Here is a 14861-nt window from a genome sequence, read left to right on the forward strand (position 1 = left end):
GATCGCGGCATTGATTCCGGCCGCGGGCATGGGTACCCGATTGGGCGAGCCCGTGCCCAAGGCCTTCGTGGAGGTCGGCGGCGTCACTCTGCTCGAACGCAGCGTGACCGCGGCCCTCGCCTCCGGAGTGGTCGACGACGTCGTCGTCGCCGTTCCGGAAGAACTGATCGACCGCGCGCGGCAGGTGGCCCCTGCCGCGCGCGTCGTCGTCGGCGGGTCCGAACGCAGCGACTCGGTTCGCGCGGCGCTGGCCGTGACCGACGCCGACCTCGTCCTGGTGCACGACGCGGCCCGCCCCCTGACCCCGCCCGGCCTGTTCGCCGCGGTCGTCGACGCGCTCATCGCGGGTGCCGAGGCCGTCGTCCCCGGGCTGCCGGTCGCGGACACGCTCAAACGCGTCGACGACGCCGATCTCGTCGCCGACACCGTCGACCGGTCCGTCCTGCGCGCGGTGCAGACCCCGCAGGGCTTCACCGCGCGGCTGCTGCGTCGAGCCCACGAGAGTGCGCAGGACGCGACCGACGACGCCGGTCTCGTCGAAGCGCTCGGCGTGCCCGTGCACGTGATCGCGGGCGACGCGATGGCGTTCAAAGTGACCACACCGTTCGACCTGCGGCTCGCAAGGCTGCTGGCGTGACCGAGAAGGCGAGGAACATGCGAGTCGGCATCGGAACCGACGTCCACCCGATCGAACCCGGCCGCGACTGCTGGATGGTCGGGCTCCTCTTCGACGACGCCGACGGCTGCTCCGGTCACTCCGACGGCGACGTCGGCGTCCACGCGCTGTGCGACGCGCTGCTCTCGGCGGCGGGCCTCGGCGACCTCGGTCTCGTGTTCGGCGTCGACCGTCCCGAATGGCGGAACGTGACCGGCGCGTCGATGCTGACGCACGTCGTCGGGCTGCTGGACGCCGAGGGTTTCGAGCCGGTCAACGCCGCAGTGCAGATCGTCGGCAACCGGCCGAAGATCGGGCCGCGCCGCGCGCAGGCTCAGGAGGTGCTGTCGGATCTGCTCGGTGCGCCCGTATCGGTGTCGGCGACCACCACCGACGGTCTCGGCCTGACCGGGCGCGGCGAGGGCGTCGCCGCAGTTGCCACCGCGCTCCTGGTGCTCAAGTAGAATCGCAGGCCGTGACCCTAAGCCTGTACGACACCGCCGCCCGCGAGGTCCGCGACTTCGTTCCCCTGCAACCCGGGACCGTCGGCGTGTACCTGTGCGGCGCGACCGTGCAGGGCGTGCCGCACATCGGGCACGTGCGCAGCGGAATCGCGTTCGACGTCCTGCGCCGCTGGCTCACCCATCGCGGATTCGACGTGTTGTTCGTCCGCAACGTCACCGACATCGACGACAAGATCCTCCGCAAGGCGGAGGAGGCCGGTCGTCCCTGGTGGGAGTGGGCGACCACCCACGAGCGCGCCTTCACCTCGGCATACGACGCCTTGAACGTGCTGCCGCCGTCGGCGGAGCCGCGGGCGACCGCATTCGTGACGCAGATGGTCGAGTACATGGAACGCCTCATCGAGCGAGGTCACGCGTACGTCGCGGACGGCAACGTCTACTTCGACGTGCTGAGCCTGCCCGAGTACGGCAGCCTGTCCGGCCACAAGCTCGACGACGTCCATCAGGGCGAGAGTGCGGGCACCGGCAAGCGGGATCCGCGCGACTTCACGCTGTGGAAGGCCGCGAAGCCGGGCGAGCCGTCGTGGCCGACACCGTGGGGCGACGGTCGTCCGGGCTGGCATCTCGAGTGCTCGGCGATGGCGACGTCGCTGCTCGGAGCCGAGTTCGACATCCACTGCGGCGGCATGGACCTGGTGTTCCCGCACCACGAGAACGAGATCGCGCAGAGTCACGCCGCGGGTGACGGGTTCGCGCGCTACTGGCTGCACAACGGGTGGGTGACGATGTCCGGCGAGAAGATGAGCAAGTCGCTCGGCAACGTCGTGTCCATCCCCGCGATGCTGACGAAGGTGCGTCCGGTGGAACTCCGCTACTACCTCGGCAGTGCGCACTACCGGTCGATGCTCGAGTACTCCGACGGCGCGCTCCATGAGGCGGCCGCGGGCTACCGCCGCATCGAGTCGTTCGTGCAGCGGGTGGCCGAACGTGTCGGCGACGTCGGCGTCGGCGAGGTCGGCGACGATTTCGCGGCGGCGCTCGACGATGATCTGGGTGTCCCCGCCGCGATGGCGGCCGTCCACAACGCGGTCCGCGAAGGCAACACCGCGCTGGATGCGGGCGACGGCGCGAAGGCGCTGCAGGTCGCCGAGTCGGTCCGTGCGATGACCGCGATCCTCGGCACCGACCCGCTCGACGAGCATTGGGCGCACTCGTCCGACTCCGACGACGCCGCGACGGCGGCGCTCGACGTCCTCATCCGAGCCGAACTGGAACGACGCGCGGCCGCCAGGGCGGCGAAGGACTGGGCCGTCGCCGACGAGGTGCGCGACCGTCTCGCCGCCGCGGGCGTCGACGTCACCGACACACCCGACGGCGCCCAGTGGGCGCTGAAGACGAAGGACTGAACGCATGGCCGGCAACTCCAAGCGCAAGGGCGCCATCCGCAAGGACGGCAGCAAGAAGGGGCAGACCGTCGGATCGGGCGGTCAGCGTCGTCGTGGTCTGGAGGGCCGCGGTGCGACCCCGAAGGCCGAGGACCGCGTCTACCACGTCGCACACAAGAAGGCGAAGTCCGCGGCCAAGGCGTCCGCCGCTCGTCCGCGCAACCATCGCAAGTCCGAGGACGGGCCCGAGTACGTTCTCGGCCGCAACCCGGTCGTCGAGTGTCTGCGGGCCAAGGTCCCGGCGACCGCGCTGTACGTGATGACGTCGATCGACGCCGACGAGCGCGTCAGGGAAGCCGTGCAGACGGCGGGCGACCGCGGCATCTCGATCCTCGAGGTCGGCAAGCCCGAACTCGACCGCATGTCGCCGAACGGCCTGCATCAGGGGCTCGCCCTCCAGGTGCCCGAGTACCGCTACGCGCATCCCGATGACCTGATGGCACGGGCGCGCGCCGCATCGGAGCAGCCGCTGATCGTGGCGCTGGACAACATCACCGATCCGCGCAACCTCGGAGCGGTGATCCGCTCGGTCGCGGCTTTCGGCGGTCACGGAGTGCTGATCCCGCAGCGTCGCAGTGCCGGCGTCACCGCGGTCACCTGGCGGACCAGCGCCGGTGCGGCGGCACGACTGCCCGTCGCACAGGCGCCGAATCTGACGCGGACGCTCGTCGAGTGGGCCCGCTCGGGTGCGCAGATCGTCGGACTCGACGCGGGCGGCGACGTGACGCTCGACGAGTACGACGGCACGGGGCCGGTCGTCATCGTCGTCGGTTCCGAGGGCAAGGGCCTCTCGAGGCTGGTCCGCGAGACGTGTGATTCGATCTTGTCGGTGCCGATGGCGGGCGATGTCGAGAGCCTCAACGCGTCGGTCGCGGCCGGTGTGGTGCTGGCTGAATTCGCGCGTCAGAGGCGCGTGCAGTGAGCCATATGTGACTTAAGAAAAAGTGTCATTTGAATGACATTCACGTGAGCGACTTACGACTCTATCCCTACCGTTGGGTAGCGTGTAGTGCGTGGTCGACCCATCACGCCCCGAGTTCTTCGAGCGCGTTCGCCTCCTGACTCGGCGGCGCGTGGAGCTCGGCGTGCGCGGATGGTCCGCCGTCGTGGCATCGGTCGTCGGGTTTGCGCTGGTCATCGAGGTCGCCGCGCGACTGAACTCCACGCGCGGGCCGCTCGACCTGATCGTCCACGACTTCGCGGGCCGTCCCGGCGTCGGCGAGATCAAGACCGCCGCGCTGATCCTCGCCCTCGTGTGCATGCCCGCCCGTCTGCGGTGGCGGGTGCTCGGCGGCGTCGCCGCGTTGGAGATCCTGTGGAATCTTCAACGACTCGCCGTCGGCAACACGCCGATCGTCGGCAACGGCATGCTGTGGGGGCTGGTCGCGACCGGAGCCTACGCGCTGTGGCGGCTGCACGGGACCGAGAAGGCGTCCACGCTCAAAGCCGTCGGCCTGGGTCTGATGATGATCGTCGTCGGACGTGTCGGCGACGTGTGGCTGGTCTTGTCGATGAAGGCGAGCCCGCTGGTCCTCGATCACTACGTCGAGATGGCCGACCGCGCGCTCGGCTCGCCGTCGTGGGTGGTCGGACGGGTCGTCGACGACAGCACGGTCCTCACCGAGGTGCTCGGTCGGATCTACGTCTACCTTCCGGTCGGTGCCGCGGTCATCGCGTATCTGCAGTTGCGGAACTCCGCGCGCGACGGGTTCCCCCGGCACCACATCATTCGGACGTTCCTGCTCATCGGCGCGATCGGCCCGATCATCTACTTCCTGTTCCCCGTGGTCGGCCCGACGTACGCGTTCGGCAGCGAGGTCCCCGGAGCGGGCTGGCTGGACGTGTGGCCGCACGCGGTGCCCGAGACGACGGTCCCGGCCGCGCAGTTCTACGACCAGTCGGTGCCGCGGAACTGCATGCCGAGCCTGCACACGGCGTGGGCGATGGCGATCTTCCTGCACGGGTGGCGCGGCGGCACCGGGTCGAAGGTCTTCGGCTCCGTGTGGCTGCTCGCCACGACCGGTGCGACGCTCGGCTTCGGCTTCCACTACGCGGTCGACGTGCTCGCGGGCATCGTCTTCGTGCTCACGCTCGAGGCCGCCCTGACCAGGCCGGACATGGGGTGGACTCGCCTGCGGGCCGGCGTGATCGCCTGCGGTGCGGTCATGTTCGCCGCGCTGCTGCTGATGACGCGCTATGCGGCGCCCTGGCTCGCGGTGGGCGGGGCGCTCCCGGTGCTCCTGCTGCTCGCGCCGGTCGTGATCACGGTCGGCGGGTTCCTCCTGGTGGAGCGGCCCGAGAAGTTCCGGCTCCCAGATTTCTCCGACGGCCCGCGAATCGGCGGCCGTCTACCTCAGAGAGTGCAGGTCTGATCGGATGTTCTATCAGTCGCCTGCGGGCCTCTTCGAACGCGTCCGCCTCCTGACTCGGCGGCGCGTGGAGCTCGGCGCGCGCGGATGGTCCCTCGTGGTCGCGGCTCTCGCCGTGTTCGTCGTCGTGATCGAGATCGTCGCGATCCGATTCGGCATCCACGGTCCGATCGACAGGCTCGCGCACGACTTCGTGGGACGGGCCGAGATCGGTGAGATCAAGCTCGCCGGTCTGATGCTCGCCCTGGTCTGCATGCCGTCACGGCTGCGCTGGTGGACGTTCGGCGCGGCCGTCGCGCTGGAGACGGTCTGGAACGTCCAGCGAGTCGTCGTCGGACACGACCTGACAGTCGGCAACGGCATTCTCTGGGCACTGGTCGGGACGGTGGCGTTCGCGGTCTGGAAGCTGCGCGACGGCGAGCGGACGGCCACGCTCAAGGCCGTCGGCCTCGGCATGATGCTGATCGTGATGGGCCGCGTCGGCGACGTGTGGCTGGTCCTGTCGACGAAGGCCAACGCCAAGGTCCTCGACGGCTACGTCGAACTCGCCGACCGTGCGCTCGGTTCGCCGTCGTGGGCGGTCGGCCGCATCGTGTCCGAGAGCACGGTCCTCACGCAGACGTGCGGTCGGGTGTACATGCTGCTGCCGGTGGGCGCGGCGGTGATCGCGTTCTTCCAGTTGCGGAACTCCGCGCGCGACGGCTTCCCTCGGCATCACATCGTCCGGACGTTCCTGCTCATCGGCATGATCGGGCCGCTGATCTACTTCATCTTCCCGGTTGTCGGACCGACGTACGCGTTCGGACACGACGTCGCGGGCGCTGGCTGGCAGGACGTGTGGCCGTGGTTCACGCCCGACGGCTCGGCGCCGACGCCGACGTACTTCGATCAGCACATCGCCCGCAACTGCATGCCGAGCCTGCACACGGCGTGGGCGATGGCGATCTTCCTGCACGGCTGGCGCGGGTCCACCGCGTCCCGGGTCTTCGGCACGTTCTGGCTGATCGCGACGACGGGGGCCACTCTCGGCTTCGGCTACCACTACGCGGTCGACGTGCTCGCGGGCATGGTGTTCACGCTGACGCTCGAAGCCGCGCTCACCAGGCCCGAGACGGGGGTGACGCGCGTGCGGATGGCCGTCGTCGCCCTCGGAGCCGGACTGTTCAGCGCATTGTTGCTGATGACGAGGTTCGCCGCGCCGTGGCTTGCGACCGGCGGCGCGTTGTCCGTGCTGCTGCTCGTCGGACCGGTGGTCGTCGCCGCGGCCGGATTCCTGCTGGTGGAACGGCCCGCGTTGTTCTCCCGCACCGACCCGGCCGACGGGCCGTGCGTGCGCCCTCGCCGCCGCACTCCGCAGCGGACGTCCGGCCACGGCGGGTGACCGGCGCGGTCGGCGTCAGCGTCGTCTGAGCTGTCCGACGCTGTCGATCGAGAGCAGGACGAGCGCCGCCCACACGATGCCGAAGCCGACCCACTGCTGAGACGAGACGTCTTCGCCGAGCAGCGCGACCGCGCACAGCAGTTGCAGGACGGGCGTGATGAATTGGATCAGTCCGATCGTGACCAGCGGAATGCGGCGGGCGGCCGCCGCGAACATCAGCAACGGCACCGCGGTGGCGAGCCCGGACAGGCACAGCAGTGCGGTGTGCACCGCGCCGTGCCTCCCGAAGTCGAGGCCCGCGGTCGACGCCGCCGTCACGGCGAGGATGACGATCGCGGCAGGCGTCAGGACCGCCGTCTCGAGCGCGAGGCCGTGGAGGGCGGGCAGACGAGCGCCGACCTTCTTCTTCGCGAGCCCGTACAGCGCGAACGAGCAGGCGAGGGCGAGCGCGGTGGCCGGGAACTTCCCTCCCGCGATCGAGAGGTAGAGGCCGGCGATCACGCCGACGCCGACCGCCGTCCACTGCAGCGGGCGAAGTCGTTCGCGGAGGACCACCACGCCGAGGGCCACGGTGACCAGGGGATTGAGGAAGTACCCGAGCGCCGCGTCACTCGTGTGACCGGCCGTGACCGCGGCGACGTAGACCACCCAGTTGATCGCGATGAGCACCGCGGCGACGCTGACGCCCGCGAGCAGTCGCCACTGACCGCGCAGATCGGCGATCCACTGCCAGTCGCGCAGGACGAGCAGCGCGATCAGGCAGGTGACGAGCGTCCAGACGATGCGGTGGGCCAGGATCTCCCAGGCTCCGGTCGGGCGCAGGGCGTCGAACAGCAGCGGGAACAGGCCCCACAGGCCGTACGCGGCAAGCCCGGCGGCCAGGCCTTTCGATCGTGTCGTCATCGGGTGACGACGACGCCCGCGGCGTCCAGCGCGGCGCGGACGGCGCGAGCGTGCTCGACGGCTCCGGGGGTGTCGCCGTGCAGGCAGACGGACTCGACGTCGGCGTCGAGCACCGTCCCGTCGACCGCCCGGATCCGGCCGGTCCGCGCGAGGTCGACGACGCGGGCGGCGATCTCGTCGGAGTCGGTGAGCAGCGCGTGCGGCTCCGTACGCGGGACGAGGGTCGCCTCGCGGGTGTATCCGCGGTCGGCGAACGCCTCGGCGATCACGGTGACCCCGGCCTCGAGCGCGAATCGCTGTGCGACCGACCCGGGCAGCGTCATCAGCGGCAGTCCGAGCGTGTCGGCGGCGGTCACCAGGGCCCGGGCCTGCGCCTCGTGGTGGACCACGGCGTTGTACAGCGCTCCGTGCGGCTTCACATAGTCGACTGTCCCGCCCACCGAGGCGGCCAGGGCGCGCAGAGCACCGACCTGGTAGAGGACGTCGGCGAGCAGGTCCGCGGGGGAGACGTCCATGAAGCGTCGTCCGAACCCGGCGAGATCGGGATACGACACCTGCGCCCCGATGCGGACACCGTGCTCGACGGCGCTCGCACACGACCGGACGAGGACGGTCGGGGTCCCCGCGTGGAACCCGCACGCTATGTTCGCGCTGCTGATGAGGGGCATCATCGCGGCGTCGTCGCCGACGCCTTCCCCGAGGTCGGCGTTGAGATCGATGCGGTGACCGGGCATGGTCGAAACACTAGTACTCCCGCCGCACCCGATATCGTGGAGCGCATGGCAGTGATGGACACGACGGTGACGCTCGTCGAGGGCGCGGTCGAAGGCAGGCGCGGACGCGGCGGACGTCGCGGCACGATCTCGTGGAAGGGCATCCCGTTCGCGGCCCCGCCGGTCGGCTCGCGCCGCTGGCAGGCCCCCGAGCCGGTCACGCCGTGGCCCGGGGTCCTCGAATGCTTCGACTACGGTCCCGCGCCGGTGCAGGAGAAGCTGTTCACCGCCCGCGCCACCGGCAAGTTCCATCCGCGCAGCGAGGACTGCCTCACCGTGAACGTGTTCGCGCCCGCCACGAAGTCGGCGACCCCGCGACCGGTGATGGTCTTCAACTACGGCGGTGCGTACATCCTCGGCGGCACCTCGACCCCGATCTACGACGGCTCGTACCTCGCGCGCAACCGCGACGTGATCGTCGTGACCGTCAACTACCGGTTCGGTCCGCTCGGCTTCATCGACCTGAGCGACTACTCGACGGACGAGCGGCGGTTCGACTCGAACGTCGGCCTGCGCGACATGGTCGCGGGCCTGGAGTGGGTGCAGCGGAACATCGCGGCGTTCGGCGGCGATCCCGACAGGGTGACCGTCTTCGGCGAGAGCGCGGGCGGGTCGGCCGTCATCACCCTGCTGTCGACGCCCGCGGCGGAAGGACTGTTCTCGCGGGCGATCTCGCAGAGCCCGGCCCCGTCGCTGATCGTGTCGAAGGAGAACGCGCGGGTCTTCGCCGACGAGTTCGTCCGCCTCATCGCCGACCCGACTCGCCGGAGCGGCCCCGAACGCACCGAGGGGCCGCTCGACCCGGCCGAGGTGGCGCGCATCGTCGACGGCGCGTCGGCCCAGACCCTGCTGCGCATCGGCAACAAGATGCTCGGATTCGCGCGCGGGGCCGAACTGTCGGACCCGATGCCGTTCGCGCCGACCGTCGACGGCGACTATCTCCCGCAGTCGCCGATCGACGCGGCCCGCGACGGCAGGACGCATCGGGTTCCGCTGATCATCGGCAACAACAAGGACGAGGGCGAGCTGTTCGCGAGGTTCTGGAACATCCTCCCCGACACGGCGCACGCGCTGGTCGGCGTCGACGACCCGGAGATCAAGATGGAGCTGGAGCTCCTGTACCCGGGCAAACGCGATCAGGTGCGCCTGGCGGCCGACGCGACCTTCTGGGAGCCGACGATCCGCTTCGCCGGGTATCACGGCGCCCATTCCCCGACGTACGCCTACCGCTACGACTACGCGCCTGCCGTCCTCAACGCGTCGGGCATCGGAGCGACACACGCCACCGAACTGCTCGCCGTCTTCGGCATCTACCGCGATCCGATCGGTCTTCCGCTCGCGGCCGCGGGCAGTTGGCGCTCCTCCCACCGCATCACGGCGACGATGCAGTCGAACTGGACTTGGTTCGCGCGCACCGGCGTGCCGTCGCCGTCGTGGCCGCGGTACTCGCCCGACGACCGGCGAGTGATGATCCTGGACGATCCGACGCGGGTCGAGCGGGACCCGGACGGCGCCCGTCGGGAGGCGTGGGCGCGAGTCCACGTGCCGGCCGCCGAGATGGTCGAGGCGGCCCGATGACCGGGCGTCGGCTGACCGTCATGGTCCTCGCCTGCACGGTCGTCGCCGGTGCGGCCGCGTGCGGTTCGGACGCGACTCCGGCCGCAGACGCGTCGGTGACGACAAGGCCCGCGTCGTCGTCCCTCGAGTCGTCGGGCAGCTCGTCGATCCCGAACACGCTGCCGCCGCCGTACATCGCCGGGGCCGACTGGGTGCAGACCGACGTCGGCCGCAGTCTCCAGATCCGTCCGACGGCCAACGGGCGGTCCGTCGTCGGCGTCACAGCGGGCGATGAGGCGTGGCGCGAGGTCCTCGCGATCGCACCCGACGGGGACACTCCGGGCATGAAGGCGCAGTTCGACTGCCACTGGACGTTCGCGCGGATCGTCGACCCGAACAAGCCCAGTTGGAACCTCGAACCGTCACGTCCCGTCGTCTCCGAGACGGAGATGATCGCCTCGCGCTGCAACCCCGGGGCGAAGGAAGAGGGCAACACACCCTGAGGCGTTCAGCGAAGTTCCTCGACCTCGATCAGGTCCGAGAATCTCGCGAAGTGGCGGATGTTCGCGGTGACGACGGTGTCGGCGCCATGCGCCAGCGCGACCGCGACGACGTTCGCGTCGTGGATCTGTTTTCCACCCGCACCATGAGTGACAACGAGTTCCGCGAGCAACGTCGTCGACGCGGTTCCTTCGGATAGGACTTCCATCTCGAGGAGGAATTGGTTCACGTTCTCCACGGCCCTACGCGGAGACAGTCCGAATCCGTTGACTTCGGCCGGTCGCGTCGCCACCGCCAAGTATTCGCGAACGATCTGTGGTGTGACGGCCAGTCGCCTCGTGTCGGTGTTCAGAAAGGCCAGGCTCGAATCGTGTGACTGACGACTTCGATCGGTCGCGGCCACGAGGACGTTGGTGTCGACGACCACGAGGCTCGTCGGGTCAGCGCTCATCGTCGCCGTACAGATCGGCCCGATCGAACGTGGCCGCGACGCCGGTATCGACTGTGTTCAGGTTCAGCGGTTTCCGGCGGGCCTCGGTGAGCGGTTCCGCCGCGACTCGGTCGAGAACGTTGCGCAACTCCTGCTGCACCGACCTGCCGTGCCGATGTGCGCGACGCTTGAGGGATGCGATCGTCTCCTCGGAGACGTCTCGGATGTGCAGTGCAGGCATGCCGTCAATGATAGCGAGAAACGCTAGCAAGCCGATTCGTTCGGTCGCGCGGGGTCAGTCGCGACGTCGGAGACCGAAGACGCGGCAGACGACGTAGATCGCGAACGAGATGGATGTGACCATCACCGACACCGGGAGCTCCGGGGCCAGCGACAGGATCAAGCCACCGACGGCGGCGACTTCGGCGAACACCACCGAGAGGACCAGCACGACTGTCGGGTTGGCCGAGAGCCGTGCCGCGGCGGCGGCCGGGGTGATCAGCAGGCTCATCACCAACAGCGCGCCGATGATCTGGACTCCCTGAGCGGCAGCGAGGCCGACGAGGACAGCGAAGACCACCGACAGCAGTCGGGTGGGGATGCCTGCGGTCTCGGCGACGCGCGGGTCGAGGCTCGCGAACAGCAGCGGCCGGTAGATGATCGCGAACACCGTCAGCACCACGACGGCGGTCACGCCGACGGCGATCAGGCCGTCGCGTCCGACGCTGACGACCTGCCCGGTCAGCAGCGCGAAACCCGTTCCGACGCGGCCGTACAGGCTCAGGAACAGCACGCCGAGGCCGAGGCCGAACGCCATGACGACGCCGATCACCGAGTCGCGTTCACGTGCGCGCTGCCCGAGCAGTCCGAAGACCGCGGCCGCGACGACCGCGCCGACGACGCCGCCGATGTTGACACCGACCCCGGCGAGGAGCGCGGCGGCGGCTCCGGTGAACGACAGTTCGGCTGCGCCGTGCACGGCGAAGCTCATCTGCCGGGCCACGATCATCGGGCCGAGCACCCCGCCGATCAGGCCGAGCAGCGCGACGGCCGCCAGCGACTGCTGGACGAACGCGCGCGAGAGGAGGTCGCCGGTCTGGGTGAAGTTCCAGAAGTTGCCCATGTCCGCGGCCAGGACGGTTGTCGTCACGAGGCGGCCCCCGTGACGTGTCCCGTGGCGTCGGCGTAGCCGTGCTCCACGCAGTGGTGGGCGTCCTCGCCGCCGACGACGACCAAGCGTCCACCCACCCGCAGCACGTCGATGGGACTGCCGTACAGCTCGGTCAGCGTGGCCGAGTTCATCACCTCGTCGACGGTGCCGACCCGGAACTGGCCGCCCGCGAGATAGACGACGCGGTCGACGAACGGCAGGATCGGATTCAGTTCGTGGGTGACGAACAGGATCGCGGTGTCGGCGCGGCGACGACGCGCGTCGAGCAGATCGACGACGAGCTGCTGGCTCGCCAGGTCGAGGCTGGCGAGCGGTTCGTCGCACAGCAGGATCGCCGGATCGCGGGTGAGGGCCTGCGCGATGCGCAGTCGCTGCTGTTCGCCGCCGGACAGCAGTCCGACGGGGCTCGTCGCGTAGCGGGTGGCGTCGACCTCGGCGAGCGCCGCGTCCACCGCGGCGCGTCGCGACCGCAGGCCGCGCAGGCCGAGTCCCCACGACGTGCCGTCGACGCCGAACCCGACGAGGTCGCGACCGCGGAGCATCATCGTGTCGGAGTCGTCGGCGTGCTGCTGCGGGACGTAGCCGACCCTGCCGTCCACGGTCATCGTGCCCGCGGTCGCGGTCACCTGGCCGAGCACGGTGCGCAGCAGCGTCGTCTTGCCGGAGCCGTTGGGGCCGAGGACGGCGACGAACTCGCCGGGCGCCACGTCGAGGTCGAGGTCGCGCCACAGGGTGCGCTCGCCGAAGGAGAGCTCGGATCCGGCGAACCGGAGGACGGGATCGGTCACTTCGCCAACGCCTGCTCGAGTGCGGTGATCTGAGCGGACTGCCACACGATGTAGTCGGTGACGCCGTCGGGGAGCGTCTCGGTGAACTGCAGGACCGGCACGCCGGCCGATTTCGCGGTCGCCAGCACGGCCTCGGTCGCGGGATCGACGGCCTGCACGTTGTAGATCAGCGCCGACACCTTGCGGCCGGTCAGCAGGTCGTCGAACGCCGCGCGGTCGGCCGCCGACGGCGACTGTCCCTCTTCGACGGCCGCGGTGAAGCCCGCGGGCGCGACGTCGGAGATGCCGGCCTCTTCGAGCAGGGCGGTGGCGAGGGGCTCGGTGGCGGCGACGCGGGTGCCGGGGCGCTCGCGGGCGATGACGGCCAGGCGCGCGCGGAGGCCGTCGATCTTCGCACGGAACGCCGCGGCGTTGGCGTGGTACGTCTCGGCGTGGATCGGTGCGACGGAGGCGAGGGCGTCGGCGATGCGGCTCGCGGTGTCGGCGACGACGGCGAGATCGTAGAAGGCGTGCTCCTGCGCGTGGTCGTGGTCCTCGTGGCCGTCGGAGCCGTGGTCGTCCTGCAGTGCGGACACCTTGACGCCCTTCGCGTCGGCTGCGGCCCGTTCCATGTACTCGTCGTAGTGGCCGCCGTTCATGACGATCACGTTGGCATCGAGGACGCGGGCGGTGTCGGCGTTGGTCGGCTCGAACTCGTGCGGGTCGCCGCCCGGCGTGGTGAACAGGGCGCTGACATCGGCGTCCGCACCCGCGACCGCACGTGCGACCGACGCCCACACGTCGGTCGACGCGACGACGACGGGGTGGTCGGTGGCCCGCGGCCCCGAGTCGTCGGTGCAGGCGGCGACCGATGCGGTGAGCGCGACGGCCGCGATGATGGCCGCGATCAGGCGACGTGGGCGGGGAGAGGACATGGCGATGCGGAGCTTTCTCACGAGGTAGGGCCGAACAATCAGAAGGTAATGAAAATCGTTACCGACAATGGTAGGGCGGCGGGCGAACCTTTGTCGAAGCGATGCGCGAACGTGCATCGGTCGGTCCGCGCCGAGTCCCGCTCGACGATTCACTACCCTGGTGCCATGACCGGTGGACTTCGCCCGCGACGCATCGCGCTCATCTCGGTGCACACGTCGCCGCTCGCCCAAGCGGGGACCGGCGACGCCGGCGGCATGAACGTCTACGTCTGGCAGACCGCCACCCGGCTCGCCAAACGCGGAGTCGAGGTCGAGATCTTCACCCGTGCGACCTCGTCGAGCGACGCGCCGACCGAACAGGCCGCGCCGGGAGTGACCGTCCATCACGTGCCCGCCGGGCCGTTCGACGGCCTCGACAAGCACGACCTGCCGGGCCAGCTGTGCGCGTTCTCGGCGAACGTCCTGCGCGCCGAGGCGGCCCAGGAGCCCGGCTACTACGATCTGATCCACTCGCACTACTGGCTGTCGGGGCAGGTCGGATGGCTCGCGCGCGACCGGTGGGGCGTCCCGCTCGTCCATACCGCGCACACCCTCGCCGCGGTCAAGAACGCGTCGCTCGCCGACGGCGACACCGCCGAACCCAAACTCCGCGTGATCGGCGAGCAGCAGGTGGTCGACGAGGCCGACCTGCTCGTGGTCAACACGCCGACCGAGGCGTCCGAGCTCGTCGATCTGTACGGCGCCGATCCCGCGCGCGTGGACGTCGTGGTGCCGGGTGCCGATCTGGAGCGCTATTCGCCTGGCGACCGTCTCGCGGCGCGCGCCAGGGTCGGTCTGCGGCCCGACGACGTGGTCGTCACGTTCGTCGGGCGGATACAGCCGCTCAAGGCGCCGGACGTGCTGCTGCGGGCGATGGCTCCGCTGATCCGTTCCGACGCCGCGGGCAGGCTCCGACTGCTGGTGGTCGGCGGTGCGTCGGGCAACGGCGCCGGACTGCCCGAGGCGCTCGTCGACCTCGCGGCGGGTCTCGGCGTCTCCGCCGGGGTGACGTTCCTGCCCCCGCAGGCCCCGGCCGACCTCGCGGACGTGTATCGAGCCTCCGACCTCGTCGCAGTTCCGAGCTACTCGGAGAGCTTCGGTCTGGTGGCGCTCGAGGCGCAGGCCTGCGGGGTCCCGGTGATCGCCGCGAACGTCGGCGGTCTCGGCGTCGCCGTGGCCGACGGGGTGTCGGGCGTGCTCGTCGACGGTCACGACATCGAGGCGTGGACGGCACGGCTGGCCGCCCTCCTCGCCGACCCCGCTCGACTGCGGAGCATGGGGACGCAGGCCGCGATCCACGCGCGGGCGTTCTCGTGGGATCACACGACGGACGCACTGCTCGGAAGCTACGAACGCGCGATGGCCGCGTACCGCCGCGGGGCCGGTCGTCAGACCGGTCTGTTCGGGCTGCGTCGTCGACGCACCCGGCCCCGCGTGACCATCTGACATCCGCCCGCCCGACCCCGCTGAC

16 protein-coding genes are annotated in these 14861 nt (G+C 70.3%); 9 read left to right on the forward strand and 7 right to left on the reverse strand.

Features of this window, described 5'->3' with window-relative positions:
• Position 1: 1 nt before the first annotated feature.
• From ispD to GYB83_RS00405, 6 genes are all read left to right on the forward strand, one after another.
• Positions 2 to 637 (forward strand): 2-C-methyl-D-erythritol 4-phosphate cytidylyltransferase, encoded by a 636-nt coding sequence (gene ispD, locus GYB83_RS00380; protein WP_161893884.1) that lies wholly within the window; start codon positions 2 to 4, stop codon positions 635 to 637.
• A gap of 17 nt (positions 638 to 654) precedes the next feature.
• The gene (gene ispF / locus GYB83_RS00385) at positions 655 to 1119 is read left to right on the forward strand and encodes a 2-C-methyl-D-erythritol 2,4-cyclodiphosphate synthase (protein WP_161893606.1); all 465 of its coding nucleotides are present in this window, start codon (positions 655 to 657) and stop codon (positions 1117 to 1119) included.
• Positions 1120 to 1130: 11 nt separating this feature from the next.
• Positions 1131 to 2525, forward strand: coding sequence for a cysteine--tRNA ligase (cysS, locus tag GYB83_RS00390; RefSeq protein WP_161893607.1), 1395 nt, complete (start codon positions 1131 to 1133; stop codon positions 2523 to 2525).
• Between the two features lie 4 nt (positions 2526 to 2529).
• Positions 2530 to 3486 carry a 23S rRNA (guanosine(2251)-2'-O)-methyltransferase RlmB gene (gene rlmB / locus GYB83_RS00395; RefSeq protein WP_161893608.1) on the forward strand — a complete coding sequence of 319 codons (957 nt, stop codon included), beginning with the start codon at positions 2530 to 2532 and terminating at the stop codon, positions 3484 to 3486.
• A 91-nt stretch (positions 3487 to 3577) separates the two neighbouring features.
• Positions 3578 to 4936, forward strand: coding sequence for a phosphatase PAP2 family protein (locus GYB83_RS00400; protein WP_228461101.1), 1359 nt, complete (start codon positions 3578 to 3580; stop codon positions 4934 to 4936).
• A gap of 4 nt (positions 4937 to 4940) precedes the next feature.
• The gene (locus GYB83_RS00405; RefSeq protein WP_186349685.1) at positions 4941 to 6314 is read left to right on the forward strand and encodes a phosphatase PAP2 family protein; all 1374 of its coding nucleotides are present in this window, start codon (positions 4941 to 4943) and stop codon (positions 6312 to 6314) included.
• 15 nt (positions 6315 to 6329) lie between these two features.
• On the opposite strand, the gene rarD is transcribed toward GYB83_RS00405, so the two are convergent.
• Both rarD and GYB83_RS00415 read right to left on the reverse strand, forming a co-directional pair.
• Complete coding sequence (rarD, locus tag GYB83_RS00410; RefSeq protein WP_161893609.1) at positions 6330 to 7217, reverse strand: EamA family transporter RarD; 888 nt, start codon at positions 7215 to 7217, stop codon at positions 6330 to 6332.
• Complete coding sequence (locus GYB83_RS00415) at positions 7214 to 7951, reverse strand: LamB/YcsF family protein (protein ID WP_161893610.1); 738 nt, start codon at positions 7949 to 7951, stop codon at positions 7214 to 7216. Before GYB83_RS00415 ends, rarD begins: the two co-directional genes overlap by 4 nt.
• Positions 7952 to 7996: 45 nt before the next feature.
• On the opposite strand from GYB83_RS00415, the gene GYB83_RS00420 reads away from it, so the two are divergent.
• Positions 7997 to 9568 carry a carboxylesterase/lipase family protein gene (locus GYB83_RS00420; protein ID WP_161893611.1) on the forward strand — a complete coding sequence of 524 codons (1572 nt, stop codon included), beginning with the start codon at positions 7997 to 7999 and terminating at the stop codon, positions 9566 to 9568.
• Positions 9565 to 10050, forward strand: coding sequence for a DUF2599 domain-containing protein (locus tag GYB83_RS00425; protein ID WP_161893612.1), 486 nt, complete (start codon positions 9565 to 9567; stop codon positions 10048 to 10050). The genes GYB83_RS00420 and GYB83_RS00425 overlap by 4 nt, the downstream gene beginning before the upstream one ends.
• A 5-nt stretch (positions 10051 to 10055) precedes the next feature.
• Here GYB83_RS00425 and GYB83_RS00430 read toward each other — a convergent pair whose 3' ends face one another.
• The 5 genes from GYB83_RS00430 to GYB83_RS00450 are packed head-to-tail and all read right to left on the reverse strand — an operon-like array spanning position 10056 to position 13351.
• On the reverse strand, positions 10056 to 10499 hold the full coding sequence (locus GYB83_RS00430; RefSeq protein ID WP_161893613.1) for a type II toxin-antitoxin system VapC family toxin: 444 nt from the start codon (positions 10497 to 10499) through the stop codon (positions 10056 to 10058).
• A complete protein-coding gene (locus GYB83_RS00435; protein ID WP_161893614.1) occupies positions 10489 to 10719 on the reverse strand; it encodes a FitA-like ribbon-helix-helix domain-containing protein in 231 nt (76 codons plus the stop codon). The genes GYB83_RS00430 and GYB83_RS00435 overlap by 11 nt, the downstream gene beginning before the upstream one ends.
• Positions 10720 to 10773: 54 nt before the next feature.
• A complete protein-coding gene (locus tag GYB83_RS00440) occupies positions 10774 to 11628 on the reverse strand; it encodes a metal ABC transporter permease (RefSeq protein WP_161893615.1) in 855 nt (284 codons plus the stop codon).
• Entirely contained in the window at positions 11625 to 12437 is an 813-nt protein-coding gene (locus GYB83_RS00445) for a metal ABC transporter ATP-binding protein (RefSeq protein ID WP_161893616.1), read from the reverse strand. The genes GYB83_RS00440 and GYB83_RS00445 overlap by 4 nt, the downstream gene beginning before the upstream one ends.
• Positions 12434 to 13351: a metal ABC transporter solute-binding protein, Zn/Mn family gene (locus GYB83_RS00450; RefSeq protein ID WP_161893617.1), complete on the reverse strand. Its 918-nt coding sequence runs from the start codon at positions 13349 to 13351 to the stop codon at positions 12434 to 12436. Before GYB83_RS00450 ends, GYB83_RS00445 begins: the two co-directional genes overlap by 4 nt.
• Positions 13352 to 13516: 165 nt before the next feature.
• Here GYB83_RS00450 and mshA point away from each other — a divergent pair, with 165 nt between their 5' ends.
• The gene (gene mshA / locus GYB83_RS00455; RefSeq protein WP_161893618.1) at positions 13517 to 14836 is read left to right on the forward strand and encodes a D-inositol-3-phosphate glycosyltransferase; all 1320 of its coding nucleotides are present in this window, start codon (positions 13517 to 13519) and stop codon (positions 14834 to 14836) included.
• The last annotated feature ends 25 nt before the right edge of the window (positions 14837 to 14861 follow it).

Source organism: Gordonia spumicola, from assembly GCF_009932475.1.
Lineage (GTDB): Bacteria > Actinomycetota > Actinomycetes > Mycobacteriales > Mycobacteriaceae > Gordonia > Gordonia spumicola.

Excerpts from the sequence above, each read along its gene's own strand:
- GYB83_RS00425 (WP_161893612.1), top strand. The coding sequence starts at position 9,565 with ATGACCGGGCGTCGGCTGACCGTCATGGTCCTCGCCTGCACGGTCGTC.
- rlmB (WP_161893608.1), top strand. The coding sequence starts at position 2,530 with ATGGCCGGCAACTCCAAGCGCAAGGGCGCCATCCGCAAGGACGGCAGC.
- GYB83_RS00420 (WP_161893611.1), top strand. The coding sequence starts at position 7,997 with ATGGCAGTGATGGACACGACGGTGACGCTCGTCGAGGGCGCGGTCGAA.
- GYB83_RS00430 (WP_161893613.1), bottom strand. The coding sequence starts at position 10,499 with ATGAGCGCTGACCCGACGAGCCTCGTGGTCGTCGACACCAACGTCCTC.
- GYB83_RS00450 (WP_161893617.1), bottom strand. The coding sequence starts at position 13,351 with ATGTCCTCTCCCCGCCCACGTCGCCTGATCGCGGCCATCATCGCGGCC.
- GYB83_RS00435 (WP_161893614.1), bottom strand. The coding sequence starts at position 10,719 with ATGCCTGCACTGCACATCCGAGACGTCTCCGAGGAGACGATCGCATCC.
- GYB83_RS00415 (WP_161893610.1), bottom strand. The coding sequence starts at position 7,951 with ATGCCCGGTCACCGCATCGATCTCAACGCCGACCTCGGGGAAGGCGTC.
- GYB83_RS00405 (WP_186349685.1), top strand. The coding sequence starts at position 4,941 with ATGTTCTATCAGTCGCCTGCGGGCCTCTTCGAACGCGTCCGCCTCCTG.
- ispF (WP_161893606.1), top strand. The coding sequence starts at position 655 with ATGCGAGTCGGCATCGGAACCGACGTCCACCCGATCGAACCCGGCCGC.
- mshA (WP_161893618.1), top strand. The coding sequence starts at position 13,517 with ATGACCGGTGGACTTCGCCCGCGACGCATCGCGCTCATCTCGGTGCAC.
- rarD (WP_161893609.1), bottom strand. The coding sequence starts at position 7,217 with ATGACGACACGATCGAAAGGCCTGGCCGCCGGGCTTGCCGCGTACGGC.